We start from the raw sequence: 26,930 nt of genomic DNA on the forward strand, positions 1-26,930 counted from the left end.
GGAGGGGCCCGCCGTTCACGGCGGGCCCCTCCTCGTCGGTTTCCTACCAGGTGTAGTTCGGGTTGACGTGCATGCACGCCTCCTCGTTGGCACCGTTGAGCGCACCCGCCGACTCGGGCGTCTTCTCCTTGCCCGACTTGGCCGGGTAGGGCCCGTCCGCGCGCCAGTCGGCACCCACCGCCAGCACGATGCCCGAGACCTCGGTCGACTTCTTGACCTGCGAGACCGGGATCCCGAGGGCCTTGGCGGCCGCCTGGGCGTCGCCCTCCAGGTCCGCGCTGGGGAAGAGGACCCCCGTCGTGGCCGCCGGTTCGACGTCCTGGGAGTCGATGCCGGCCTTGTCGAAGCCGGCGTCGGTCAGCAGTTCCCTGACCGTGCTCGCCCGGCCCTGGGCGGGGGCCTGGGCGTCCGTGCCGGTCGCGTTGCGCACGGTGATCGCGATCTCGTCCGTGGGCCCCGAGGTGTCCTTGGCGACCGGGGTCTTGCGCTTGGAGGCCTTGCCGTCCAGCGGGATGTCCTCCCGGATCATCCGGAAGAGCTGCTCGGCCTCGCCCGGCTTGGGGAACACCCGGCCGCTGAGATTGCCCGTCCCGTAGACGTTCGGCATCGTCGTCATGGTCATGCGGTTCGTCGGGGCCTTCTTGAGCTCCTCGGCCAGGTCGTACAGCTTCTTGACCGTGTCGAGCCCCTTGTCCACGGTGAGCGCGTTCGTCGCGGCCTCGGCGAGGTTCATCAGCTTGCCGGGGTCGGTGAGCTTCGTTCCCTTGCGCAGCTCACGCACCATCGAGTTCAGGTACTGGTGCTGGGCCTTCGCCCGCCCCAGGTCGGTGTTGTCCTCGAAGCCGTACCGGGTGCGCAGCCACTGGAGGGCCTGCTCGCCCTTGATGGACGTGGTGCCCTCCTTCAGCTTCAGCCCGGACCCCTTGCCGTCGAGGCCGCGCGAACTGATGTTGGCGTCGACGCACACCGGTACGCCGCCGACCGCGTCGGCCATCGAGACCACACCCGCGAAGTCGATCATCATGAAGTGGTCGATCGTGATGCCGGTCAGCTCGTACCAGGCGGCCACCGTGCAGCCGGGGCCGCCGCGGCCGAGACTCTCGTTCGTCTGGACGGCCGTCGTGCTGGCCGCGTACACCTTCTTCGTGTCCGGGTCCGTGCACTTCGGCATCGTGAGCATCGTGTCGCGCGGCATGCTCACCACGGAGATGTTGCTGCGGTCCGCGGACAGGTGGAGCAGCATCTGCACGTCCGCGAGCGGGGTGCCCCCGAAGGTCTCCTTCGCGCCGCCGAGCTTCTGGTTCTCCTTGGAGTCCCGGGCGTCGGAGCCGATGATCAGGATGTTCAGAGGGGTCTGCCCGGCGGCATTGGCCTTGTGATCGGCCATCTCCTTGTCGCCGAGGGTCAGGTCCTCCTTCTTGATGTTGGCGTTGAGGTGGCGGTAGTAGACGTAACCGGCGGCGCCGGTGCCGAGTATCAGCAGGGAGAGGACGGCCGCCACCCAGCGCAGTATGCGACGCTTGCCGCCTTTGGCCGCCCGGCGTGCCCGCCGGTTGGGTCCCGTCGCCTTGTCACCGCCCTCCGGCGGGGCGGTCCGCTGCCGTCGGCCGTGTCCTCCGCGTCCGGCCGCCCGGCCGCCGGAAGCGCCGGTTCCGCCGTCGCCCTGCGGTCCGTCGTGCCGTCCGCGTGGCCGCGTCCCCTCCCCGCGCGTGCTGCTTCGTCCCACCAGGGCCCCCCTGCTCGTCTGAATTCCGATGTGGCGCGACGACCCGTCGTCACTTCGCGCATACCGCCGTGTCGGCGTCGGCCCTCTGGATGTCTTCCGGCGCCTTTGCCGGACCCGTGAGAGGGACCCCCGCCCCTTCGAAGTCCGCCCCGAGGGTCAGCACCATGGCCTGGAGGCCGTCGGAGTCCGACGTCCCCTGCTTGAGTGCGGTGGCGGGCAGGCCCATGATGTCCGCGAGCGCGCGGGCCTGATCCGCCTGGTCCGGCGCGTACGCCAGAGTCGTCCTGTCGATCTTCGCCGGGGCGTTCGCCTCGTTCGTGGACTGCGTGACCCCCTGCTCGCTCCGCAGCCACTCGACGGTCGCGCCCGCCGCGCCGGTGATGCCGCCGCCGTTGAGCACGTCGACGCGTATGTCGGCGGCCTCGGCCCTGCTGCCCTCCAGGACCGCCTGCTGCTTGTCCTTGGCGGCCTGCTCCTTCTTCTTCACCTCGGTGAGCGAGGTGTCGGAGCGCATCATGGCGAACAGCGGTCCGGCCTTCTGCGGCTCCACGACCACGGTGACCGGCGTCGGCTCGGCCGGGTTGTCCTTCACCGGCATCGTCACGAAGGTGATGTTCTTCGTGTCGATCTTTCCGAGTTCCCGGGCCAGCGAGGTCAGCTTGTTGATCGACCCGATCCCGGAGTCCACGGTGAGCGCCTTGGTCGCCGCGTCGGCCAGGTCGAAGAGCTTGCCCGGGTCGGTCAGCGTGTCGTCGGACTTCATCTGACGGATCATCGAGCCGATGAACTGCTGCTGGACCTTGATCCGGTCGAGGTCGCTCTGGTTCCCGAAGCTGTGCCTGGTGCGGACGAAGGCCAGCGCGTCCTCCCCTTCGACCGTGGACTCCCCGGCCGGCAGGTCGAGATGGGAGTCAGGGTCCTTGACCGCCTTGTCCAGGCAGACCTTGACACCGCCGACGGCCGTGGAGAGGGTCTTCACCGCGTTGAAGTCGACCATCATGAAGTGGTCCACCGACAGGCCGGTGATCTCCTTGACCGTCCGCATGGTGCAGCCCGGGTCGCGTCCCTCCTGGCCGAGGCTCACGTTGAAGCGCACGTTCCGTGTGCCGGGTACGACCTTCCGCGAACCGTCCGGCTGCTTGGTGGTGCAGTCCGGGATGTTCGTGATCAGGTCCCGGGGGATGCTCATCGCCGTCGCGTTGGTCCGGTCGGCGGAGACGTGGAACAGGATGTTGGTGTCGGCGTGGCCCGTGCTGCCCTTGTCGCCGTAGCCCTCGTTGCCCTCGCCGGTCCGCTTGTCCGTGCCGATGACCAGGATGTCGAGCGGGCCGTCGCCGGCGACGTTCTTGCTGCCCGCGTCACCGACGTCGACGGTGTCCAGGTTGCCGTTGAACTTCTGGTAGAGCGCGTAGGCGCCCGCCGATCCGGCCACGATCACGAAGGCCGTGACCCCGCCGGTCCACAGCAGGGCCTTCCTCCGCCGCGGGGAGAACGGCCTGCGGCCCTTGCGGGCGGCCGGCGGCTGCTGGCCGCGCCCCTGTCCGGGCTGCCTGCGGCCCCGCTGGGAGGGGACATCGCCGCGGGGGGAAGCGGATTGCCTCCGGCCGCCGGAGCGGTCCCGTGTACGCGAGGCACCGGAGCGGTCCCGTGCGCGCGGAGGTTCCGATGACTCTCTTCCGGAGTTGTCCAGTCGCAATTCGTAATTGCCGGTCCGCGGGTTGAGCACCCACTGGTCGGCGGGATCGATTTCGTCCGCCCGTCCACGGCTATGCCCGTCCACGGTTTCCTGAATCCTCCGTCGGTGCCACGCGGGACGCCCTCCCCGGCCGGGCGCTCGGTCGCTCGGTCCGGCCGTGCGCGGCCTCTTGGCCACGAGCACCGGATCGCGTCACACTATCCGGCCGAATCGGCCACAGGGGACGCGCGTGACACATTCCACGCTCCTTACAACCGGGCATTCCGCCTATTCCGCTCCGATTGCTGTCCATGGCTTGGCAATTGTTTTACGAGCCGCAAGGGTCGTCCGCCGCATTCGACCCCGAATAGGTGGGGGCGGGGGTCGGGCTCCCGCCCGTATCGCCGGGCTTTTGGCCGGACGGATCCTTCTCGGAGCTGTGACCGGCCTGTGAATCCCCTGAATTGATTTTGTCGGCGGGAACCACGGTGACGGGTTCGTCCTCGCGCAACTGTGTGAACAGCCGGTCGGCGTCCGGCTGTACGAGTTCGTCGCGGTTCGGGTCGGCGCGGTACTCGGTCCGGGGGACGGTCAGGAACTGCACCTTCTCCGTCGGCACGTTCCGCATCCCGCGCACCAGGTCGTACAGGTCCCTCAGCGAGTCCAGGCCGGGGTCCGTGGTGAGCGACTTGGTCGCCGCGTCCAGCACCGGGTAGAGCCGCGTCGGGTTCAGCAGCACCCCGTTGCTCTGCATCTTGTTGACCAGCGCGCCCAGGAACTTCTGCTGACGGTCCATGCGTTCGGTGTCGCTGCCGTTGCCGATCGACTTACGGGCCCTGACGTATCCCAGGGCCTCCTCCCCGTCCAGCTCCTGCCGGCCCGCGGGGAGCTTGAGGTGGGCGTCGGCGTCGTCGACCGGCTTCTTGAGGCAGACCTCGACACCGTTCACGGCGTCGACCATGTCCTTGAAGCCGTTGAAGTCGATGACCATGTGGTGGTCGACGCGGATGCCGGTCATCTTCTCGACCGTACGGATCGTGCAGGCCGTGCCGCCGAGTTCGAACGCCCAGTTGAACTGTGCGAACTGCTGCTTCGTGGCCTTGCCCTCGTCCGTGTGGCAGCTGGGGATCTCTGCCATCAGGTCGCGGGGGATCGACACCGCCGTCGCGCTCCTGCGGTCGGCCGCGAGGTGCAGCAGGATCGTGGTGTCCGAACGCTGGCTGCCGCCGTCGTCCCGCCCGTACGCGCTGTTGTCGCCGGAGCGGGTGTCGGAGCCGATGAGCAGGATGTTCTGGGCGTCCCGCGCGATCGGCAGCGGGCGGTCCTTCTCGTACGCCTTGAGCTCGGCGGCAGCACTCGTGTCGGTCGTGATGTTCCCGTCGAGCTTCTTGTACAGCCACCAGCCGACGCCGGCGGCGACCAGGACGAGGAACGAGGCGGCGAGGGCGGTCCAGCGCAGCCAGTGGCGCCTGCCGTCCGGCCCCCGCTCGGGCCGTTCCTCCCAGGTCCCCGGCCCCCCGTCGCCGTCGCTCCCGCCCGGCCCTGCCCCGGCGTCACCGGCCTCGGAGGGCCCGGCGGACGTCTCGTCCCGGGAGGCCGGACCGGACGCGTCCCGCGACCCCTCGGCCGGATCGCCCCCGGCCGGGTCGTCCGGGTGGTCCGGTTCGGCCGGAGTGCCGGGGCTGTCGCTCACGTCTGCGTCCATCCTTCACGTTCGGCGGCGCGAGGGGCCGCCGGTCGCAGAAGTAGACGGCTGAACCTCACGCTTGGTTGTGCATTCAGGCCGCGTTCTCGACGATGCCCCGTAACGACCGATCATGTACCGCCGTCGGTGCTCAGTCCCGGGGGCTCGGCCCGCCATGGGCCGGACGGGTGGCTCTCGGAGCGCTTGTCATACCGCGGTGCCGGTGATCCGCTCGCTTTCGACGCGCTTGGCCAGCCCGTCCGCGTCCAGCTGGTCCAGGTGACGGCACAGCACCACGGAGCCACCGGCCGCCAGCGGCGCGAAGAGACCCGCGGACAGTCCCTCCCAGGTGTCGTAGGTGCGCCCCGTCAGCAGCCGGGATCCCGGGCCGAGTCCCAGCTCCGCCGCGTCCTCGCGGGCCCGTGTGACCAACTGGTCCGCCGTCAGGCCCATCCCGCCCACGGTCAGCGCGGGGGCCGCCGGGTCCACCGGGGCGTACGGGGCGAAGCGGTCGCCCTGGCCGGGGACCTCCACCGCGTAGTCCGCGAAGCCCTCGGGCGGCTGCGGGAAGCGGCCGCCCAGCGGGCGCAGGGCCAGGGCGATCCGCTCGCCCCGACAGGCGCGGGCCCGGTCGAGCGTGTCCGGTCCGCTGACGACCAGATCGGCGCCGGCCGGGTCGCCCTGCACCTCGGCGACGACGCCCACGGACGAGCAGGCCAGCAGCCAGACCGCCGACTGCCAGTGGGCGGGGAGCAGCAGAGCGAGCCGGTCACCCGGTTCGGCGGCCAGGTCGCCCTGGAGCAGATTGGCGGTCTTGGCCACCCAATTGGCGAAGGTGGCCACCGACAGTTCGACGCGCTCTCCGGTTGCGTCGTCGTAGAAAGTGACCAGAGGTCGGGCGGGGTCCGCGGCGAGCGCGGATCGCAGCAGGTCGGCGGGGGTGCGATCACTGGCGTTCATCCGCGCAAGGGTACGCGGCGGGCGGCGGACCGGCTGGGCCCGACGGGTGCCCTGTACACCGGTCGGCAGACGGTGCGTCAACTGGTGGCGGCTTAACTCCAGTAGCCGGACATGCCGGAATCTGCCAAGTATTTCCTGTATGCGTGCACTTCTTGCAACCTCGATCGGCGTAACCTGCGCGACGGCACTCACCCTCCCGCTCGCCGCGCCCGCTCCCGCCGCCCCCGCCCCCGCCAGGGCCCCGGTCGCACAGGCGCCCGCGGCATCCCCCGGCGAACCCGCGGGTTCGACCCAGTCACTGCCCCTGCGACCGCTCACCGACGCGCTCCCGCGGGCCACCGGCAAACCCACCGAGTCCATGCACCCCGACGCCGCACAGGGCCTCCAGCGCCGCGACTCGCACCGCTTCTCCCTCGTCGGTGTGGTCTGGGACGACGCCGACGCCGAGCTCCACGGCACCGTCCAGGTCCGCACCCGTGCGACCGGCACCACCCAGTGGTCCGGCTGGCAGTCCCTGGAGACCCACAACACAGACCACGCGGCCGACGCGGGCAGCCCCGAGCGCGAGTCGGGCAAGGTGCGCGGTTCCACGGCCCCGCTCTGGGTCGGCGACTCGGACGGCGTCGAGGTGCGCGTCCGTTCCGAGAACGCCGGACCGCGGACCGGCCCCGTGGACACGGCCCCGCTCCCCGCCGGTCTCCAGGTCGAACTCGTCGACCCGGGCGACGACCCGGAACAGCCGCGCGCCGAAGCCACCCCCGCCACAGGCGCCCCGTCCGCCGTCACTCCGTCGGCCGGGGTCGCGACGCCCGCCACGGCGGTGGCCCAGCCGGGCGCGCTCCCGGACTCCGCGGGCCTCACCGCGGCCGCCGCCGAGAGCTCCGCGGTCAACGCCGACCTCGCGCCGCTGGGCGCCACCGAGATCCCCGCCCTGAGCAAGGCGGAGTCGGAGGAGCAGGCGGTCGTCGCGGCCGGCGCCAAGCCGTTCGTGGGACCGCGGCCCGGCATCGTCACCCGTAAGGGCTGGGGCGCCGACGAGAGCCTGCGTGAACGCGCCTTCGCCTACACCTCGACGGTCAAGGCCGCCTTCATCCACCACAGCGCCACCGGCAACAACTACACATGCGCCCAGGCGCCCTCCGTCCTGCGCAGTATCTACCGCTACCACGTCAAGAGCAGCGGATGGCGAGACTTCGGCTACAACTTCGCCGTCGACAAGTGCGGGAACATCTACGAAGGCCGCGCCGGAGGCGTGACCAAGGCGGTCCTCGGGGCCCACACCCTCGGTTTCAACACCAACAGCATGGGCATCGCGGTACTCGGGACGTACACCTCGAAGAACCCGCCCGCCGCCGCCGTCACCGCCATCGCCAAGCTCACCGCCTGGAAGCTCGGTCTGTTCGGCCGCAACCCCAAGGGCAAGGTCACGCTTGTCTCCGGTGGCAGCGGTAAGTACAAGAAGGGTGCGAAGGCCAAACTCAACGTCATCTCCGGGCACCGCGACGGGTTCGCAACCGAATGCCCAGGAATCCGTCTCTACAAGAAGCTCGGCACGGCCCGGACCAGTTCCGCGAAGCTGCAGGGCCGCTGACCGGGAGGCGTTCGAACGGTCTGCATACACTGGCCAGCCGAAACGAGGCCCGGCCCCAGCAGGAAGCAGAGACGGTGCTGTGACAGAGGCAAGAGAAGCGATCCTCCTGGTCGGTGGCAAGGGCACCCGACTGCGTCCGCTCACGGTGCACACCCCGAAGCCGATGGTTCCGGCGGCCGGGGTGCCGTTCCTCACGCACCAGCTGGCGCGTGCCAGGGCCGCCGGGGTGGAGCACATCGTGCTCGCGACGTCCTACCTCGCGGAGGTGTTCGAGCCGTACTTCGGTGACGGCTCGTCGCTCGGCCTCTCCATCGAGTACGTCACCGAGGACGAACCCCTCGGTACCGGCGGCGCCATCCGGAACGTGGCGTCACGGCTGGCCTCGGGCCCGGACGAACCCGTCATCGTGTTCAACGGTGACATCCTCACCGGCCTCGACATCCGGGCCCTGGTCACGGCGCACGCCACCTCCGGGGCGGACGTCTCCCTGCACCTCACCAGGGTGGAGGACCCCCGCGCCTTCGGTCTCGTGCCGACCGACGACACGGGCAGGGTGACGGCCTTCCTGGAGAAGCCGCAGACACCCGAGGAGATAGTCACCGACCAGATCAACGCGGGGGCGTACGTCTTCCGCCGGTCGGTCATCGACACGATTCCGGCCGGCCGGCCGGTCTCCGTCGAGCGGGAGACCTTCCCCGGGCTGCTGGCCTCAGGCGCCCATCTCCAGGGCATGGTGGACTCCACGTACTGGCTGGACCTCGGCACTCCGCAGGCCTTCGTCCGCGGCTCCGCGGACCTGGTCCTCGGCCGCGCTCCGTCCCCCGCGGTCCCCGGGCGCTGCGGCGACCGGCTCGTCCTGCCCACCGCGTCCGTCGCCGCCGACGCCAAGCTCACCGGCGGCACGGTCGTCGGCGAGGGCGCGCTGATCGGCGAGGGCGCCAGGATCACGGGCTCCACCGTGCTGGACGGCGCCGTCGTCGAACCCGGCGCGGTGATCACGGACTCACTGGTCGGCGCGGGTGCCCGGATCGGCAGCCGTTCGGTCCTCACCGGTGCGGTCATCGGTGACGGTGCTCACGTCGGTGCCGACAACGAACTGCGTGACGGGATCCGGATCTGGTGCGGCGCGGTCCTGCCGGACGCCTCGGTCCGCTTCTCGTCCGACCAGTGAGCGGCCACCTTCCGTCGGTACGGGTGTCCCATCGAACGGTGTACGGGTCCCGTCGGCCTTACCCTCGATAGGCACCCCCGACGACCGAGGACCCCACCCGTGGCAGGACGCTTCGTACCCCGCACCACCGCCGTGCCCCGACAGGAGCCCGGGTCCGGTGCCGGTTCCGCGTCCGCCACGACACGGACCTGGACCCCACCGGGGCCGCTCGACCTGCGGCTGGTCCTCGGCCCGCTGCGGCGCGGCCCGGCGGACCCCGCCTACCGCGCACTGCCCGACGGGACCTTCTGGCGCGCGACCCGCACCCCGGCCGGCCCCGGCACCCTGCGCGTCTCGGCGGCCCACGACGGCACGGTCTCGGCCACGGCCTGGGGCCCCGGCGCACAGTGGCTCCTCGACGGGCTCCCGGCACTGCTGGGCGCGGGCGACACCCCGGACGACTTCCGTCCGCGCCACCGGCTGCTCGCCCTGACCCGGCACCGGCGGCCCGGCCTGCGTCTGCTGCGCACCGGGCTGGTCATGGAGTCCCTGATCCCGTCGATCCTGGAACAGAAGGTCACCACCGACGAGGCCTACCGCGCCTGGCGCCTGCTGGTCCGCATCTACGGAACCCCCGCCCCGGGCCCCTCCGGCGCGACCTTCGGCACGTACGGCCTGTACGTGATGCCCGACGCCAGGACCTGGTCGCTCATCCCGTCCTGGGAGTGGCACCGCGCGGGGGTGGACTCCAAGCGCTCCGCCACCGTCCTGCGCGCGGTCCGGGTGGCCCGGCGCATGGAGGAGGCGGCCGCGATGGAGCTCCCCGAGGCGATGGCCAGGCTCCAGCTGATCCCGGGCATCGGTCCCTGGACGGCGGCGGAGACCCTCCAGCGTTCGAACGGCGCGGCCGACGCGGTCACGGTCGGGGACCTCCACCTGCCGGGGATCGTCGGTCACGCGCTCGCGGGCAACCGGAACGCCGACGACGAGGAGATGCTGGAGCTCCTCGCCCCGTACGAGGGCCAGCGCCACCGCGCGACCCGCCTGATCATGCTCTCGGGCCACACCCCGGCCCGCCGGGCCCCCAAGATGACGCCGCGCGACATCGCCCGGCTGTAGCCGCCCTACTCCGGGCCGGGGCCGTCTTCTTCCGGATCGGGCCCGCCCTCCTCCGGGCCGGGCCCGTCCCAGCGCGCGGTTCGTCCTCAGCGCACGGTGAGGAACGCCTCGGCGTCGCGTGCGGCCCGCGGCGGCGCCGTTCCCTTCGGGTGCCCCACGGCCACCGCGCCCAGCGGATCCCAGGTGTCCGGCAGGTCCAGGACCTCGCGGACCACGGGCCGGCAGAACATCGTCGACGACACCCACGCCGAGCCGAGCCGCTCACCCGCCAGCGCCACCAGGAAGTTCTGCACGCCGGCGCCGGCCGCGACCACGAACATCTCGCGCTCCGCGGTGTCCCGGCGCTCGTCGCCGTAGGTGTGCGAGCCGTCCATCACGAGGCACGGCACCGCCAGGTACGGGGCGTTGCGCAGCACGTCGCCGCGTCGCACCCGCTTCGCGACGGACTCCTCGCTGCGGCCGTCCCGCCGCAGATCCTCGATCCACGCGTCGCGCATCGCGTCCAGCAGCCGGGTCCGCGCGCCCTGCGACTCCAGGAGCACGAACCGCCAGGGAGTCGTGTGATGGGGAGCGGGGGCCGTGACCGCCGCCGCCACCGCACGGCGTACGGCGCCGGGGTCGACCGGTTCGTCGGTGAACTCCCGCACGGTGCGCCGGAGGTTCAGCGCCTCCCGCACCGCCTCGGACGTACCCAGCCGGAACATGTCGTCGGCCGCGACCCGCACCATCGCCCGGGCCCCGTCGTCCCCGGACGTGCCGGCTTCCGCCACCACGTGGGGGAGACCGCGCACCACGGCGACCGGCAGCCCGGACGCCTTGCCCTTCACCAGGTCACCGGCCGAGGCCAGTTCGTCGGCCGTGGCCACGACGGTGGCGCTCAGCGGGTTGCCGTATCCGTCGGTACCGCCCCGGAGATCGTCCAGCACCTTGACCCCGGCGGCTCCGATCGCCACGTCCGTCAGGCCGTTGCGCCAGGGACGCCCGAAGGTGTCCGTGACGACGACGCCGACCTCCACCCCGAGCGCGTCCCGCAGACCGTCCCGGACTGCCCGGGCCGAGGCGTCCGGGTCCTCGGGCAGCAGAAGCACCGTCCCCGCCGGGGTGTTCGAGGCGTCGACGCCGGCTGCGGCCATGACGAGCCCCTGCCGGTTCTCCACGATCCTGAGCGTCCCGCGCCGTGCGACGACCCGGACGGTCTCGGCGTCGATCGCCGCCTCCCGGTCCGTGGCCTCGACGATCCGGCCCTCGGCCTTGGAGACGATCTTCGACGTGACCAGCAGTACATCGCCGTCCACCAGACCCGGTTCCGTCGCGGCGATCAGCTTCGCGAGGTCGTCGCCCTGCCGTACCTCGGGCATCCCGGGCAGTGCCCACACCCGGTACGAGGGTGTCCCGTCGGCGGGTCCACCGCTCATGCCCGTACCTCCTCGGCCAGCGCCAGGGCCTGGCGGGCCATCTCCGCGGTGGCGTCCACGTCCGTCATCATCAGCGGGACGGCGCGGCAGCGGATGCCGGCCGCCTCGACCTCGTCGACCGCTCCGGCGTCCACGGTGTCGACGAGCCAGCCGTCGAGCAGCCCGGAACCGTAGTGCTGGGCGACGGCCGCGGCGGTGGACTCGACGCCCACCGCGGCCAGCACCTTGTCGGCCATGCCCCGTACGGGGGCGTCGCCGACGATGGGGGAGAGCCCGACGACGGGGACCCCGGCCTCGGCGATGGCCTCACGGATACCGGGTACGGCGAGGATGGTGCCCACGGACACGACGGGGTTGGACGGCGGGAAGACGATGACGTCCGCCTCGGCGATGGCTTCCAGCACACCGGGCGCGGGCTTGGCCTGGTCCGCGCCCACGGGCACGATCGCCTGCGCCGGCACGGAGGCCCGCAGCTTCACCCAGTACTCCTGGAAGTGGACGGCCTTGCTCTCGCCGTCCGCTTCCACCGCCACATGCGTCTCGACGCGGTCGTCGGACATCGGGATCAGCCGGACCCCGGGCTTCCACCGTGCGCAGAGGGCCTCGGTGACCGCGCTGAGCGGATAGCCGGCGCCGAGCATCTGCGTACGGACGATGTGGGTCGCGAAGTCACGGTCGCCGAGGCCGAACCACTCGGGCCCCACGCCGTACGCCGCGAGCTCGTCCTTGACCCGGAAGCTCTCGTCGGTACGCCCCCAGCCCTGTTCCTCGTTGATGCCACCACCGAGGGTGTACATCACTGTGTCGAGGTCGGGGCAGACCTTCAGCCCGAACAGATGGATGTCGTCGCCGGTGTTGCCGATCACCGTGATGTCCGCGTCGGGCGCGGCCTGTTTGAGGCCACGCAGGAAACGAGCACCACCGATACCGCCGGCCAGAACCACAATGCGCATGCACAACAGTCTGTCAGGCGGAGCCTGATCCTTGTGGGGGTGGTGGCGGGCGACGGGTGGGATGTCAGGCGGAGCCTGATCCTTGTGGGGGTGGTGGCGGGCGACGGGTGATCAGGCCGGTACCGCGTTCCGGGCGGCCGGGGCGCACTGTGCCGAGTGCATCGGCATGTCGGTCAGGCCGGGGAAGTAGATGTGCAGGCTGACGGCGGGTTCCAGGGAGTCGTTGACGACCTCGTGGACGTAGCCGGGCGCGAAGACGCGCTGGGCGCCGGAGCCCAGGCGCTGCGCACCGCGCGCCGTGTGTTCGGTCAACTCGCCTTCGAGGACGGTGAGCACCCCGGAGGAGAGGCCGTGGTCATGGCGTCCGCTGCCCTGGCCGGGGACCCAGCTCAGCAGCCAGACCTCGTAGCCGATCGGGGCCTCCCCCGCCGGGTCGGAGCCGAGGGTCTGGGGAACCGCCCTGAGCCGGTGGTACCAGCGGGTGGCGGTGTCGTACTGGACGAGCGGGGCCCACCGGTCGCGGTCCGCGGCGATGGAGCGGGCGAGTCCGACGAACTCGGACACGGTGGAGGGGTGAGGGCGGGCCGGCTGGAGAAGGTGCTGGACCTCGAGGATGTCGCCGGCGATGGAGAGGTCGCTGTCGCTGTTCATGTGCGGTGGTTCCTCGGCATGTGGATGCGCGTACGTGGAGTGTCGCGAAGACCGGAATGCGGTGGAGAAGGCTGGATCAGAGCTGGAGCGCTACGGCTTCAACAGCTGTGACAGCTGGAACAGCAACAGCGGGCCTGAACAGCGGTACGGAACCCACGGATGTGGGTCGTGTACATCGCTGCGGTCGCTGGCATGGAGTCAAGGAGACCGGTCCGATGCGCGTTCTGTCAACTCAATGCCCGATTTGGCGGCAATGTTTCACCCCATCCGGTTGAAGGGGGTGGAGAAAGGTTTTGCCTGCCGTCGGAGCGGCAAGGTGGCGCATCAGCCGTGTGTCCAAACGCGGTTCGGGGGCCGTGACCCTACTGTGATCTTGGTCGCTCCGGTGATCAAATCGAAACATCGGAGCAGCCCCACTCGTCTCACCCGGTGAGAGATGACGGAGGCCGACGCGCGTGTCATATGTCAGATTTTTGGTGATTTGAACACTTTCTGCATACGCTTGGTTCCACAGAGTGAATACCGAGGCCAATAGCAGATCTTCGCTTGACTGGCCCGAAGCTACACACTTGTAATTTCACTCGTGTCGTTCGGCCGCATCGATAACGGCCGCATCACGGGGACGCAAGAGACAGACGAGGGGCGCACATGACCGAGCTGTTCCAGCAACTGCTGGTCGACGACGCGGACGAAGAGCTCGGCTGGCAGGAGCGCGCGCTGTGCGCCCAGACCGACCCCGAGTCCTTCTTCCCTGAGAAGGGCGGCTCCACCCGGGAGGCCAAGAAGGTCTGTCTCGCCTGCGAAGTCCGCTCCGAATGCCTCGAGTACGCCCTCAACAACGACGAACGCTTCGGGATCTGGGGCGGCCTCTCCGAGAGGGAGCGGCGGCGCCTGAAGAAGGCGGCCATCTGACGCCGCACGACGACGCCGGGACCCCGGTGGCCTGGGGGCCGCACCCTGAACGCAGGGCGCGGCCCCCAGGCCATCGGCATGTCCGGCCATCTCCGGCATCTCCGGCGGCCCCCGGTTCCCGCTGGTCAACCGACCGGCGCGGGGCGGACATCCGTACCGTTAGTGTGGGGCCCCGTCCGAGAGACGCGCCAACGCCCCGCCGCGGCGCGCGTGTACACCGATGCAGCCCCCGGGGGAACCCCCTCCGGATCCGGCCGGAGGGCCCGAACCCCGATGTCCGTGCACAGCCACACGGCGGCGCCGAACGAGGCCGCCGCCGCCCCAGAGTTCCCCCGGCACGTCGTCACCGCCGTGCTCGTCTCCCACGACGGCGCACGCTGGCTGCCCCACGTGCTCGGCGGGCTGCTCGGGCAGGAGCGCCCCGTACAGAACGTCGTCGCCGCCGACACCGGCAGTGCCGACGACTCCGCCCGCCTGGTGACCGAGGCGCTCGGCGGTGAGCGCGTCCTCCACCTGGCACGGCGCACGAGCTTCGGCACCGCAGTCGACGAGGCGACCCGCACGGCCGGTGTCCTCACCCCCGACGACCTGCCCTACCTGAAGCGCCCCAGCGGCTGGGACCCGGTCACCCGCAGCTGGCGCGACGACGCGTACGACCTGCCGGAACTCCCGCACGGCGAGCCCGTCCAGTGGCTCTGGCTGCTGCACGACGACAGCGCCCCCGAGCCCGACGCGCTCGCCGAGATGCTGCGCGTCGTCGACGGCGACAAGCACGCCGCGATCGTCGGACCCAAGCTCCGCGGCTGGTACGACCGCAAGCAGCTCCTCGAGGTCGGCGTCTCCATCGCCAACAGCGGACGCCGTTGGACCGGACTGGACCGCCGTGAGCAGGACCAGGGCCAGCACGACCAGGTGCGAACCGTCCTCTCCGTCTCCTCCGCGGGCATGCTGATCCGACGCGACGTCTGGGAGGAGCTCGGCGGCTTCGACCGCAGGCTCCCGCTGATGCGTGACGACGTGGACCTGTGCTGGCGTGCCCACATGGCCGGCCACCGGGTGCTCGTCGCCCCCGACGCCGTCCTGCGGCATGCCGAGGCCTCCGCCAGGGAGCGCCGCCCCATCGACTGCGCCGGACGCTCGGTCGCCAGCCCGCACCGTGTCGACAAGGCCGGCGCCGTCTACACCATGCTCGTCAACGCCCGCGGCAAACAGCTGCCGTGGGCCCTGGTGCGCCTCCTCGTCGGCACCCTGCTCCGCACCCTCGCCTATCTCGTCGGAAAGGTGCCCGGCCAGGCGCTCGACGAGGTCGCCGGGCTCTTCGGCACCCTGCTGCGCCCCGGGCGGATCCTCGCCGCCCGGCGTGCGCGCGGCAGAGGGACTGTGGACGCGTCCGAGCTGAGGTCGCTCTTCCCGCCGCCCGGAGCCACGGTCCGCGCCACCGTCGAGGGGGTCGCCGGCAACTTCGGCAACCGCACCGACTCCGACTCCGGCGGCTCGCGGCACGGAGTCGTCGAGTCCGGTCCGGGCGGTGACGACGCCGACTTCCTGGAGGTCGAGCAGTTCGCACGGCTCAAGAAGGTCGGCCGCAAGCCCGGCCCCGTGCTCTTCGCCCTCCTCCTCCTCGTCTCGCTGGTGGCCTGCCGGGGGCTTCTGGCCGGCGGCGCCCTCGCGGGCGGCGCGCTGCTGCCCGCACCCGCCGACGTCTCCGACCTCTGGGGGCGCTACGCGGACGCCTGGCACACCGTCGGTACCGGCGGAACCCAGACCGCACCCCCCTACCTCGGTGTGCTCGCCGCCCTGTCGGCGCTGTTCCTCGGCTCCACGGGCTTCGCTCTCACCCTCCTGCTGGTCTGCTCGGTCCCGCTCGCCGGGCTCACCGCGTACTTCGCCTCCCGGCCGCTGATCGAGTCCCGGCTGCTGCGGGCCTGGGCGAGCGTCGCGTACGCCTTCCTGCCCGCCGCCACCGGAGCGCTCGCCACCGGCCGTCTCGGCACAGCCGTCCTGGCCGTCCTGCTCCCGCTGATCGCCCGCGCCGCCGTCGCCGCTCACGGGCTGCGCGGCGACGACTCCACCGCACGCGGCAGCTGGCGCGCCACCTGGGCGTACACCCTGCTGCTCACCCTCACGACAGCCTTCACCCCGATCGTCTGGCCGCTCGCGGTGGTCCTCGGCATCGGGGTGCTCGTGCTGCGCCGGGGTGACATCACCGCGTACGGACTGCGCTTCCTGGCCACCGCCGGGACCCCGATCCTGGTCCTCGCGCCCTGGTCGCTGTCCCTGCTGTCGAGCCCGTCCGGCTTCCTGAAGGAGGCAGGGCTCGACATGGGCGCGGGCACCGCCTCCGCCCTCGACCTGCTCGGCATCAGCCCCGGCGGCCCCAAGGCCGCGGGCGGCGTCCTGCTGCTGGGCATCGTGCTGGCGGCGCTGGCCGCGCTGCTGCGTGGAGAGCGGCAGTTCGCGATCCGTAGCGCCTGGGTCGTGGTGCTGGTCTCCCTGATCTTCGCGGCGGTCTCCAACGGCTCCACCTGGGCCGGTCCCGCCACCCTCGTCTACGGCATCGCGCTGCTGACCGCCGCGCTCCTCGGCGCCGACGGGGCCCGGGTCCGGGTCGCCGCCCTGAGCTTCGGCTGGCGTCAGCCGGTCGCCGCACTGATCGCCCTGGCCGCCGGGCTCGCGCCCGCCCTGGCCGCGGCCGGCTGGATGATCGGCGGCGCGGCCGGCCCGGTCGAGCGCCGCGACCCCGTGCAGGTGCCCGCGTTCGTCGCGGAGGAGAGCAGCACCCGCGACCAGGCGCGCACGCTGGTGCTCGGGGGCACGTCGCCGGACGCCGTCTCCTACACCCTGGTCCGCGGCTCGGGCGCCCGTCTCGGCGATGCCGAGCTGACCGAGGCGGGCGGCAGCAACAGCCACCTCGACAAGGTCGTCGCCAACCTGGTCGCGGGCTCCGGCGCCGACCAGGGAAGTCAGCTCAGCGGCTTCGCGGTCCGCTACGTCCTCGTACGGGACGGGGCGCCCCGGCAGATGAGCCGGGTGCTGGACTCGACCCCGGGCCTGAGCAGGCTGAGCCAGCTGGACGGGAGCGCCCTGTGGCGGGTCGACCGCCAGGTCTCCCGGCTCGCGATCGTCCCCTCCGGCAAGGGGGCCGAGCCGGTGCCCGTCGGCTCGCTGCCCGTCGAGGCGCACACCAGGATCCCGGAGGGTGACACCGGCCGGATCCTTCGCGTCGCCGACGTGGCCGACCCGGGCTGGCAGGCCACGCTCAACGGCCGGGCGCTGACCCCGAAGACGGTGGACGGCTGGGCACAGGGCTTCGAGCTCCCCACCGAGGGCGGCACCCTGGACCTGACGTACGACGCACCCCTCACGCACACCGCGTGGGTCTGGGCGCAGGTGGCGCTCGGAGTGGTCCTGGTGGTCCTGGCCCTGCCGGGCCGCCGCCGGGAGATCGACGACGACCTTCCCGAGGAGACCGAGGCCGTTGCGGCCGAACCGGTCGCCGGGGAGGGACGCCGGGCACGCAGGCTGCGCGCGGCCGCCCAGGCCGAAGCGGCTGCGGCGGGCGAGGAAGCGGCGGGAGCGGCGTACGCCGAGGACGGCACGGCGCCGGGGTACGGCGACGAGGCCGGCGGCACCTCCGGGCAGGAGCCCGGGGAGTACATCCCTGCGCAGCAGGACACCGACCCGTACGCCCCGGCCCCGGGGGCCCAGGACGGCTCCGATCCGTACGCGGTCCAGGGCGACCAGGACGGGACCGGGACGTACGCGGCGATTCCGGGGGACCAGGACGGGACGGGCACCTACGCGGCTGTCCAGGGCGACCAGGACGGGACGGGCACCTACGCCGCGGTGCCGCAGCAGAACTACGGCGAGTGGGACGCCCAGCAGTACCAGGGCGCCGGCTACGGCCAGCACCAGGGCGGACAGGACGCCGGCCAGTACTACCAGGCCGATCCCTACCAGCAGGCTCCCTACCAGCAGCAGGACCCTTACCAGCAGCAGGACCCGTATCAGCAGCAGGGCGCCTACGACCAGTACGGCTACGCCCAGCAGCAGCCCTATGCCACGGGGACGGGCGAAGCCGCCCCGTACGACGGGCATGACGGGCACGACGAGAACACGACCCCGGGCCAGGGCCCGTGGCCGCACGGTAACGGCAACGGCAACGCATCGCGAGGCGAGTCCGAGTGAAGTCCACCCCCCTGTCCCTCATCGCGGGCGTCGTCGCCCTCGCCGCCGTCACCGGGTTCGCCGCGCTCACCGCGCCCGGCGACGAGACCGTGACGGAGGCGAAGGCGGCTGCCCGGCTCCCCGTCGAACGCTCCAGCCTGCTCTGCCCGGCGCCGAGTACGTCCGATCTGGCGGACACGACCTACACGTCCTTCACTCCGGCGGGGGAGGGCGGCGGGGAGGCCGGCACGGCCGAGCTGACGCCGGCGGAGTCCCTCCCGGCGGACGAGGACGTGCCGGCGGACGACGCGGACAAGAAGAAGGACAAGGACGACAAGGACGACAAGGACGACAAGGACGAGGCGGCGGGGGCCAAGCCCGTCATCTCCCTCAAGGACCTCGGGAAGCCGGCCACCGCCGACACCTCCAAGTCCGACGCCCCCGCCCTGGTCGGCACCGCCACCGGCAGCTTCGCCCCCGGCTGGACCGCACAGCAGACCACCGTCGCGGCCGCGGGCGGTGCCCGCGGCCTTCTCGGCGTCAGCTGCACCGCCCCCGACACGGACTTCTGGTTCCCCGGGGCCGGCACCGGGGCGTCCCGTCAGGACTACGTCCACCTGACCAACCCCGACGACACCGCCGCCGTCGCCGACATTGAGCTGTTCGGCGCCGAGGGCGCCCTCAAGTCCGATGTCGGGGAGGGCATCACGGTCCCGGCGAGGTCGAGCGTCCCCATGCTGATCTCGACCCTGACCAGCGAGGCCGCAGAGAACGTCACCGTCCACGTCACCACCCGGACAGGGCGTGTCGGCGCGGTCGTGAGCGCCGCCGAGGACGAGGTGGGCAGCGACTGGCTGGCCGCCTCCGCCGACCCGGCGAGCACCCAGATCCTGCCCGGCATCCCGGCCGACGCCACCTCCGTACGCCTGGTGGCATTCGCCCCCGGGGAGGACGACGCCGATGTGAAGGTGCAGCTCATGGGCAAGAACGCGACGTTCTCCCCGGCCGGGAACTCCACCCTGCACATCAAGTCCCGTATGACCGCGAGCATCGACCTCAAGGACGTCACGCGGGGTGAGCCCGGATCGATCCGGCTGTCCCCCGCAGACGGCAGCCGGACTCCGGTGGTCGCCGCGCTGCGCGTGGTGCGCGGCACCGGCGCCGAGCAGGAAGTGGCGTTCATCCCCGCGACCGGCCCCGTGGGCGAACGCGCGACCGTCTCCGACAACCGGGCGAAGGGCTCGGTGCTCTCCCTGACCGCCCCGGGAGAGACGGCCAAGGTCAAGGTCACGACGTCGGAGGGCAGCGAGGGCGGCGCGGCGTCCGTCAAGACGTACACGGTCAAGAGCGGTACGACGCTGGAGGTCACCCCCGAGGTCCCGGCCGGTCTGAAGGGCGGCTACGCCCTGACGGTGGAGACCGAGTCGGGCGGGCCGGTGCACGCGGCCCGCACGCTCACGCTGAAGGAGAGCGGGATCGACATGTTCACCGTGCAGACGCTGCCGGACGACGGGGGCACGGTCGAAGTGCCCGCGGCCGAGCAGGACCTGACGGTCCTGGACGACTGAGGGCGCGCCGCGGGCGGCTCAGTCCTGCCCGTAGCGCGGGTCGACCGACTCCGGGGAGAGGCCGAGCAGCTCCGCGACCTGCTCCACCACGACCTCGTGCACCAGCAGCGCGCGCTCGTCGCGGCTCTTGGTGCGGATCTCGACGGGCCGCCGGTAGACGACGATCTGCGCGGGCTGCCCCTTCGCGGCTGACAGCGCGCGGCCCAGGGGGACGGTGTCCTCCAGGGAGCCGGGTACGTCGAGGACCAGGAAGTCGACGTCGGTCAGCTGCGGCCAGCGCCGCTCCAGCCGTTCCACCGAGTCCTGCACCAGATCGCGGAAGCTCTCGGCCCTGCTCACGGACAGCGGCACCTGGGGCGGTGCGACCGGTCCGCGCATGCCGCGGCCGTGGCGGTCGCGGCGGCGGGGCCGTGGCTCGGGCGGGAGGGGCGGTACGGAACTGTCCATCACCGACGCAGCGTAACCCTCCCCGGGCGGGGACGATCACTGCTTCCGCTCCGGCCCGCCGGATGATCCGAGATGAACGTTCAGGCCGGCCCGAAGTGTCATTTCGGGCCTTGCTCCGATCGCCGGCCCTGCGCCGAATGACCGCTCATGTTCTTCCCGGTGACCGCCGACCGGCCCCCGAGCACCCGCGCGCACCGGCTTCCTCGCAGGTCGGAACGGTTGCGGGGGAGGGGTGCGGGGGCCTGTCCGAGAGGCGACACGAGGGGGTCGGCCGAGGGAGGGTCGTCGCAGCCCGCTCAAGAGTGCGGTACCGTCCAACCTCGTGAGCCCTGTACGTCGCTGTTCGCGAACCGCGTGCGGCCGTCCCGCCGTCGCGACACTGACGTACGTCTATGCCGACTCGACCGCGGTCCTCGGCCCGCTCGCCACCTATGCCGAGCCCCACTGCTACGACCTCTGCGCCGAGCACGGCGAGCGGCTCACCGCGCCACGCGGGTGGGAAGTCGTCCGGCTCGCCGACCCCTCGGCTCCCGCGCGCCCCAGCAACGACGATCTCGAAGCGCTCGCCAACGCCGTACGCGAGGCGGCCCGTCCCCAGGACCGGCAGCAGGGCGGCCGGGGGCCACGTGCGGCGGACCCGGTGGAGGTCGCGCGCCGCGGACATCTCCGGGTGCTGCGCTCCCCGGAGTCCTGACACACCTTCTGCTCCTTCCGTCCCGCCTGCCACACCCGCCCCGTGCCGGGCGGCTGGAAGTTTTCCGGTGCGGAGCATTGACGCCGACTTGTCGCGGACACGACCATTCCCCCACCCGTGAGAGATCGCTTCCGCATCACGGAATCCGGGGAGGTCTGTGTGTTTGTCCAGCAACTCGAACCCGTAGCCGATTCGCTCGCCCTGTCCGCTCTTGTCGCTTCCTTGCCACTCGTGACCGTTCTCGTCCTGCTCGGCGCCGTCCGGATGAAAGCCCACCGCGCCGGACTCATCGGACTCGCGGTCGCCGTGCTCGTCGCCTGGCCGGCCTTCGGCATGCCTCTCGGGCAGACCCTGTCCGCGGGGGCGCAGGGTGTCCTCTTCGGGCTCTTCCCCATCATGTGGATCGTCGTCAACGCCCTCTGGGTGTACCGGATGACCGTCCGTACGCAGCACTTCGACATCCTGCGGCGCTCCTTCGGCCGTGTCTCCGACGACCCCCGCATCCAGGCGCTGGTCATCGCCTTCTGCTTCGGCGCACTCCTGGAGGCGCTGGCCGGCTTCGGCGCACCCGTCGCGATCTGCTCGGTCATGCTCGTCGCGCTCGGCTTCGACCCGGTGAAGGCCGCCGTCGTCTCCCTCGTGGCCAACACCGCTCCCGTCGCCTTCGGCGCCATGGGCACACCTGTGGTGACGCTCGCTCAGGTCACCGGCCTGCCGCTGGACGACGTCGCCACGGTCGTCGGCCGGCAGACGCCGCTGCTCGCGCTCGTCGTCCCGCTGATCCTGGTCTTCCTGGTGGACGGCAGGCGGGGGCTGCGGGAGACCTGGATGCCCGCGCTCGTCTGCGGAGTGGCCTTCGCCGTCGCGCAGTTCGCCGCATCGAACTTCGTCTCCGCCCAGCTCGCCGACATCGCCGCCGCACTCGTCGGCGCGGGTGCGCTGATCGCTCTCCCCGGCGCCCGCAAGCCCGCCGACGAACCCGTACGCGCGGCCGTGCTGACCGGCGTGCGCAGCGAGGACCTCGACCAGGAGGACCCGCGCCGCGAGGTGCTGCGCGCCTACGCCCCCTACGCGCTGATCGTCGTCGTGTTCTCGATCGCCCAGATCCCGCCCGTCAAGCGACTGCTGGCAGAGGCGACCCAGGTCTTCGACTGGCCGTTCCTCGACGTCGCCGGCCCCGACGGCGAACCGGTCGGAGCCAACGTGTTCACGCTCCCGCTCCTGGGCACCGGCGGTACCCTCGTCCTGCTCGCCGGCCTGGTCACCGCCGCCGTGATCGGCGTAAGGGCTGGGGCCGCGGCGCGGGAATGGGCGGCCACCGTGCACGAACTGCGCTACGCGATCCTCACGGTGACATCCGTACTCGCCCTCGCCTACGTCATGAACCTCTCCGGGCAGGCCGCCACCATCGGCCAGTCCGTCGCGGCGGCCGGTGCCGGACTCGCCTTCCTCTCCCCGGTGCTCGGCTGGTTCGGAGTCGCCGTGTCCGGCTCCGACACCTCGGCCAACGCCCTCTTCGGAGCTCTCCAGGTGTCCGCGGCACGGGAGTCCGGCCTCTCGCCGGAACTCCTCGCCGCGGCCAACAGCTCCGGGGGAGTGCTCGGCAAGATGATCTCCCCGCAGAATCTGACGATCGCCTGCGCGGCCGTCGGTCTCGCCGGACGCGAGGGTGATCTGCTGCGCAAGGTCCTGCCGTGGAGCCTCGGCCTGCTGCTGGTGATGTGCCTGGTCGTGACGGCCCAGAGCACGGCGGTGCTGGGCTGGATGCTCCCCTGACCGGCGGCCCCGTGCCGCCCGGTAGTTTGGGCGGTCCGTAAAGACCCCAGGAGGACCGGCCGTGGTTGCTGACCTGTCGCAGCTCGTGAAGGCGTACGACGTGCGCGGAGTCGTGCCCGACCAGTGGGACGAGCCGCTCGCCGAGCTGTTCGGCGCCGCCTTCGTCCAGGTCACCGCGGCGGACGCCATCGTGATCGGCCACGACATGCGGCCGTCCTCGCCCGGCCTGGCCGACGCCTTCGCCCGGGGTGCCACGGCACGCGGGGCCGACGTGACCCTCATCGGGCTCTGCTCCACCGACCAGCTGTACTACGCGTCCGGGGCGATGGACCTGCCCGGAGCGATGTTCACGGCCTCGCACAACCCGGCGCGGTACAACGGCATCAAGCTGTGCCGCGCCGGGGCCGCGCCCGTCGGCCAGGACACCGGCCTGACCGAGATCCGCACGCTCGTCGAACAGTGGTCGGAGCACGGCCTCCCCGCCGCGGCCGCCACCACCCCGGGCACGGTCACCGAACGCGACACCCTCACCGACTACGCCGCCCACCTGCTGGGCCTCGTCGGCCTCGACGGGATCCGGCCGCTCAAGGTCGTCGTGGACGCGGGCAACGGCATGGGCGGCCACACCGTCCCCACCGTCTTCGCGGGGCTGCCCCTGGACCTCGTACCCATGTACTTCGAGCTCGACGGCACCTTCCCCAACCACGAGGCCAACCCCCTCGACCCGAAGAACATCGTCGACCTCCGGGCCCGCGTCCTCGCCGAGGGCGCCGACCTCGGCCTCGCCTTCGACGGCGACGCCGACCGCTGCTTCGTCGTCGACGAGCGCGGCGAAGGGGTCTCCCCGTCCGCGGTCACGGCCCTGGTCGCCGCCCGGGAACTGGCACGCAACGGCGGCGAGGGCACCGTCATCCACAACCTGATCACCTCCTGGTCCGTCCCCGAGGTCGTCCGCGAGAACGGCGGGACCCCCGTCCGCACCCGCGTCGGCCACTCCTTCATCAAGGCGGAGATGGCCGAGCACGGAGCGATCTTCGGCGGCGAGCACTCCGCCCACTACTACTTCCGCGACTTCTGGAACGCCGACACGGGGATGCTTGCCGCCCTCCACGTGCTGGCGGCCCTCGGCGGCCAGGAGGGCCCGCTGTCGGGCCTCCTCGACCGGTACGACCGCTACAAGGGCTCCGGCGAGATCAACTCCACCGTCGCCGACCAGGCGGCCAGGCTCACCGCGATCAGGGCGGCGTACGACGGCCGCGACGACGTGCGGTTCGACGAGCTCGACGGACTCACGGTGACCGGCCCCGACTGGTGGTTCAACCTCCGGGCCTCCAACACCGAGCCGCTGCTGCGCCTGAACGTCGAGGCCCGGGACGAGAAGACGATGACGGCGGTCCGCGACGAGGTCCTCGCTGTCGTCCGCGCGTGACCGTACGAGCACCGGTCCGCGCGTGACCGTACGAGCACCGGTCCGCGCGTGACCGTACGAGCACCGGTCCGCGCGTGACCGTACGAGCACCGGTCCGCGCGTGACCGGTGCGTCCGCCCTCTTTCTCGCTGTGCGCGCTTCCACGCGTCACCGGCGGGCATCGGGGCACACGCACCCATGGCACAGGCATCGTGTGCGCCCATGGTGCTCATGAGCCCCACGGTGCGTGTACCGCCCGCCGCGAGCATGCCGCCCGACGCATGCCCCGTCGGGCGGGGCCTGCCGGGCCGCGACCCTCTCGGCCCGGCGGTAGGCTGACCACGCCCCAAGCTCCGCGGACCCGAACCGGGTCCGGACCGGAACCGCACCGCATGCCTGAAGGGACCCACCCCATGCCGCTCGAAGCCGGCCTCCTGGAGATCCTCGCCTGCCCGGCCTGCCACGCAGGGCTCGACGACCGGTCCGCGGCCGAGAACCCCGAGCTGGTCTGCACCGGCACCGACTGCGGTCTCGCCTACCCGGTCCGGGACGGCATCCCGGTGCTCCTCGTCGACGAGGCCCGCCGCCCCGCCTGACCCGCACCCTGATCAGCACGGCGATCGGAGGCCCACCACCATGCTCGACGAGTCGCTGCTCGACGCACCGGACGCCCTGGCCCGAGCAGACCGCCGAGGTCTGCTGCGCGGTGCCGCCGAGGCCGGGGCCCGCGTGCGCACCGCGGCCCGGCACGCCGCCGAGGCCGGAATCGGCACGCTCGCGCCCGAGGGCCGGCCCCGCGCCGTCCTCGTCGCGGGCCCCGGCACGGCCGCGGCCGGAGTCGCCGACCTGGTCGGTGCCCTCGCCGGCGCCTCCGCACCCGTCACCGCTATCCGCCCCACCGGGGTCGCGGCGGCCGCCGGAGCACTGCGCTGGACGCTGCCCGGGTGGGCAGGCTCCGTGGACCTGCTGCTCATCGCCACGGCCGACGGATCGGAACCCGGTCTCGCGCTCCTCGCCGAGCAGGCGTACCGCCGCGGCTGCACGGTCGTCGCCGTCGCGCCCGTCCGGTCGCCCCTGCGTGAAGCCGTCGACGGGGTCCACGGACTCGTCGTACCCATGGCGGCCGCCCCGCACGGCGAGTACGACGCCGAGACCTCCGCGGCCGGCCCCGGCACGCTCTGGGCCCTGCTCACCCCGCTGCTCGCACTCCTGGACCGGGTCGGGCTGATCGACGCGTCCCCCGACACGCTGCAGAAGGTCGCCGACCGCCTCGACCGCACCGCCGAGCGCTGCGGACCGGCCATCGCCACCTACAGCAACCCGGCGAAGACCCTCGCCTCGGAACTCGCCGACAGCCTGCCCCTCGTCTGGACGGAAGGGGATGCCGCGGGCCCCGTCGGGCGCCGGTTCGCCGCCGTCCTGGCCGAGCTCGCCGGCCGCCCCGCCCTCGTGGCCGAGCTGCCGGAGGCACTGCCCTCCCACGGCGGGCTGCTCGCCGGAGCGTTCGCCGCAGGTGCCGACCCCGACGACTTCTTCCGGGACCGGGTGGACGAGCCCGAGGCCATGCGGGCCCGTGTCGTCCTCCTCCGCGACCGCCCGACCGGAGGCCTGAGCGCCGGTCCGGCCGCCCGAGAGCTGGCCCTGAGCCACGACACGGCCATCAGCGAACTGGAACCGGAGGAGGGCAGCGAGCTCGAAGCCCTCGCCGAACTCCTCGCGGTCACCGACTTCGCCGCCGTCTACGCCTCCCTGGCCTCCGACAACCGGGCCTGACAGCCCGCCATCCCCGGGCGCCCACGCCCGCGCGCACCACACGAGGACACATCTCCATGGACCGGCTCTCCAACACCGTGCGCCCCTACGCCTGGGGGTCCACCACGGCCATACCCGAACTGCTCGGCACAGCCCCGACCGGTGAACCGCAGGCCGAGATGTGGATGGGGGCCCACCCGGGAGCCCCATCGCGCCTCACCCGCCCCGCCGCGGCGGACTCCACAGGCTCCGGGGCCGGTGAACAGTCCCTCACGGACGTCATCGACGCCGACCCCGAACGCGAACTCGGCTCCGCCGCGGTCCGCACCTTCGGCCCCCGCCTCCCCTTCCTGCTCAAGCTGCTCGCGGCCGGCGCCCCCCTGTCCCTCCAGGTCCACCCCGACCTCGCACAGGCACAGCAGGGCTACGCGGACGAGGAGCGACGGGGCGTCCCCGTCGACGCACCCCACCGCACCTACAAGGACGCGAACCACAAGCCCGAACTGATCTGCGCGCTCACGCCCTTCGACGGACTGTGCGGCTTCCGCAGGCCCGAGGAAGCCGCCGACCTCATCGCCGCACTCGGCGTCGACTCCCTCAAGCCGTACGTGGACCTGCTACGGGCGAGCCCCGAGGACAGGGCGCTGCGCGAGGTCCTCACGGCCGTCCTCACCGCGGACCCCGACGAGATGGCGCACACGGTCGTCGAGGCGTCCGAGGCCGCGGAACGGCTCGGTGGCGCGCACGCCCCGTACGCCCAGATCGCCCACCACTACCCCGGCGACCCGGGCGTCATCGCGGCCATGCTGCTGAACTACGTACAACTCCAGCCCGGCGAGGCCATGTTCCTCGGCGCAGGCGTCCCGCACGCCTATCTCGGCGGTCTGGGCGTCGAGATCATGGCCAACTCCGACAACGTGCTGCGCTGCGGTCTGACCCCCAAGCACATCGACGTACCCGAACTGCTGCGCATCGTGCGCTTCGAGGCCACCGAACCGGCCGTCCTGCGTCCCGAGGCCGCACCCACCGGTGAGGAGCTGTACGAGACGCCGGTCGACGAGTTCCGGCTGTCCCGCTACGTCCTGCCGCCCGGTGGCGCCCCCGTCGACCTCACGGCGGCCACCCCGCAGATCCTGCTCTGCACGGCAGGTGCCCCGCGAGCGGGACAGATCGATCTCGCACCCGGCGAATCCGTGTTCGTCCCGGCGGACGAAACAGTCGAAGTGGCCGGTACGGGAACCCTTTTCCGGGCGACCGTGGTGGTCTGACGTACGGTCCTCAC

20 protein-coding genes are annotated in these 26,930 nt (G+C 72.1%); 12 read left to right on the forward strand and 8 right to left on the reverse strand.

Annotated features, from left to right (window positions below; all coding sequences use genetic code 11):
* Positions 1-43: 43 nt before the first annotated feature.
* From P8A20_RS21710 to P8A20_RS21725, 4 genes are all read right to left on the reverse strand, one after another.
* The gene (locus P8A20_RS21710; protein ID WP_147963738.1) at positions 44-1,726 is read right to left on the reverse strand and encodes an LCP family protein; all 1,683 of its coding nucleotides are present in this window, start codon (positions 1,724-1,726) and stop codon (positions 44-46) included.
* Positions 1,727-1,775: 49 nt separating this feature from the next.
* The gene (locus tag P8A20_RS21715) at positions 1,776-3,506 is read right to left on the reverse strand and encodes an LCP family protein (protein WP_306104070.1); all 1,731 of its coding nucleotides are present in this window, start codon (positions 3,504-3,506) and stop codon (positions 1,776-1,778) included.
* Between the two features lie 223 nt (positions 3,507-3,729).
* Positions 3,730-5,106, reverse strand: coding sequence for an LCP family protein (locus P8A20_RS21720; protein WP_306104071.1), 1,377 nt, complete (start codon positions 5,104-5,106; stop codon positions 3,730-3,732).
* Positions 5,107-5,292: 186 nt separating this feature from the next.
* Positions 5,293-6,045, reverse strand: a complete 753-nt coding sequence (locus tag P8A20_RS21725) for a TIGR03089 family protein (protein ID WP_147963736.1) — start codon at positions 6,043-6,045, stop codon at positions 5,293-5,295.
* Positions 6,046-6,184: 139 nt separating this feature from the next.
* Between P8A20_RS21725 and P8A20_RS21730 the strand changes: the two genes are divergently transcribed.
* The 3 genes from P8A20_RS21730 (at position 6,185) to P8A20_RS21740 (ending at position 9,905) form a co-directional block, all read left to right on the forward strand.
* Positions 6,185-7,636: a peptidoglycan recognition protein family protein gene (locus P8A20_RS21730; protein ID WP_306104072.1), complete on the forward strand. Its 1,452-nt coding sequence runs from the start codon at positions 6,185-6,187 to the stop codon at positions 7,634-7,636.
* 79 nt (positions 7,637-7,715) lie between these two features.
* Positions 7,716-8,807, forward strand: coding sequence for a mannose-1-phosphate guanylyltransferase (manB, locus tag P8A20_RS21735; protein ID WP_147963735.1), 1,092 nt, complete (start codon positions 7,716-7,718; stop codon positions 8,805-8,807).
* Between the two features lie 99 nt (positions 8,808-8,906).
* Positions 8,907-9,905, forward strand: coding sequence for a DNA-3-methyladenine glycosylase family protein (locus P8A20_RS21740; protein WP_306104073.1), 999 nt, complete (start codon positions 8,907-8,909; stop codon positions 9,903-9,905).
* Between the two features lie 86 nt (positions 9,906-9,991).
* Here P8A20_RS21740 and P8A20_RS21745 read toward each other — a convergent pair whose 3' ends face one another.
* The 3 genes from P8A20_RS21745 to P8A20_RS21755 form a co-directional block, all read right to left on the reverse strand.
* Complete coding sequence (locus P8A20_RS21745) at positions 9,992-11,320, reverse strand: coenzyme F420-0:L-glutamate ligase (protein ID WP_147963733.1); 1,329 nt, start codon at positions 11,318-11,320, stop codon at positions 9,992-9,994.
* A complete protein-coding gene (gene cofD / locus P8A20_RS21750; RefSeq protein WP_147963732.1) occupies positions 11,317-12,273 on the reverse strand; it encodes a 2-phospho-L-lactate transferase in 957 nt (318 codons plus the stop codon). Before cofD ends, P8A20_RS21745 begins: the two co-directional genes overlap by 4 nt.
* 111 nt (positions 12,274-12,384) lie before the next feature.
* Positions 12,385-12,924, reverse strand: coding sequence for a cysteine dioxygenase (locus P8A20_RS21755; protein ID WP_147963731.1), 540 nt, complete (start codon positions 12,922-12,924; stop codon positions 12,385-12,387).
* Between the two features lie 648 nt (positions 12,925-13,572).
* Here P8A20_RS21755 and P8A20_RS21760 point away from each other — a divergent pair.
* From P8A20_RS21760 to P8A20_RS21770, 3 genes are all read left to right on the forward strand, one after another.
* The gene (locus P8A20_RS21760; RefSeq protein ID WP_014155908.1) at positions 13,573-13,836 is read left to right on the forward strand and encodes a WhiB family transcriptional regulator; all 264 of its coding nucleotides are present in this window, start codon (positions 13,573-13,575) and stop codon (positions 13,834-13,836) included.
* A gap of 273 nt (positions 13,837-14,109) precedes the next feature.
* On the forward strand, positions 14,110-18,024 hold the full coding sequence (locus P8A20_RS21765) for a glycosyltransferase family 2 protein (protein WP_306104074.1): 3,915 nt from the start codon (positions 14,110-14,112) through the stop codon (positions 18,022-18,024).
* Positions 18,021-19,571, forward strand: a complete 1,551-nt coding sequence (locus tag P8A20_RS21770) for a DUF5719 family protein (protein ID WP_147963729.1) — start codon at positions 18,021-18,023, stop codon at positions 19,569-19,571. Before P8A20_RS21765 ends, P8A20_RS21770 begins: the two co-directional genes overlap by 4 nt.
* Positions 19,572-19,589: 18 nt before the next feature.
* Here P8A20_RS21770 and P8A20_RS21775 read toward each other — a convergent pair whose 3' ends face one another.
* Positions 19,590-20,018 carry a metallopeptidase family protein gene (locus tag P8A20_RS21775; protein WP_306104075.1) on the reverse strand — a complete coding sequence of 143 codons (429 nt, stop codon included), beginning with the start codon at positions 20,016-20,018 and terminating at the stop codon, positions 19,590-19,592.
* A gap of 322 nt (positions 20,019-20,340) precedes the next feature.
* On the opposite strand from P8A20_RS21775, the gene P8A20_RS21780 reads away from it, so the two are divergent.
* From P8A20_RS21780 to manA, 6 genes are all read left to right on the forward strand, one after another.
* Positions 20,341-20,712 carry a DUF3499 domain-containing protein gene (locus P8A20_RS21780; RefSeq protein WP_306104076.1) on the forward strand — a complete coding sequence of 124 codons (372 nt, stop codon included), beginning with the start codon at positions 20,341-20,343 and terminating at the stop codon, positions 20,710-20,712.
* Positions 20,713-20,871: 159 nt separating this feature from the next.
* Positions 20,872-22,488 (forward strand): L-lactate permease, encoded by a 1,617-nt coding sequence (locus P8A20_RS21785; RefSeq protein WP_306104077.1) that lies wholly within the window; start codon positions 20,872-20,874, stop codon positions 22,486-22,488.
* 61 nt (positions 22,489-22,549) lie between these two features.
* On the forward strand, positions 22,550-23,917 hold the full coding sequence (locus P8A20_RS21790; protein ID WP_147963725.1) for a phosphomannomutase/phosphoglucomutase: 1,368 nt from the start codon (positions 22,550-22,552) through the stop codon (positions 23,915-23,917).
* 392 nt (positions 23,918-24,309) lie between these two features.
* Positions 24,310-24,492 carry a Trm112 family protein gene (locus P8A20_RS21795; protein ID WP_147963724.1) on the forward strand — a complete coding sequence of 61 codons (183 nt, stop codon included), beginning with the start codon at positions 24,310-24,312 and terminating at the stop codon, positions 24,490-24,492.
* Positions 24,493-24,532: 40 nt separating this feature from the next.
* Positions 24,533-25,669 (forward strand): SIS domain-containing protein, encoded by a 1,137-nt coding sequence (locus P8A20_RS21800; RefSeq protein WP_147963723.1) that lies wholly within the window; start codon positions 24,533-24,535, stop codon positions 25,667-25,669.
* Between the two features lie 56 nt (positions 25,670-25,725).
* Positions 25,726-26,916: a mannose-6-phosphate isomerase, class I gene (manA, locus tag P8A20_RS21805; RefSeq protein ID WP_306104078.1), complete on the forward strand. Its 1,191-nt coding sequence runs from the start codon at positions 25,726-25,728 to the stop codon at positions 26,914-26,916.
* The last annotated feature ends 14 nt before the right edge of the window (positions 26,917-26,930 follow it).

This window comes from Streptomyces sp. Alt3 (assembly GCF_030719215.1).
Taxonomy (GTDB): domain Bacteria; phylum Actinomycetota; class Actinomycetes; order Streptomycetales; family Streptomycetaceae; genus Streptomyces; species Streptomyces glycanivorans.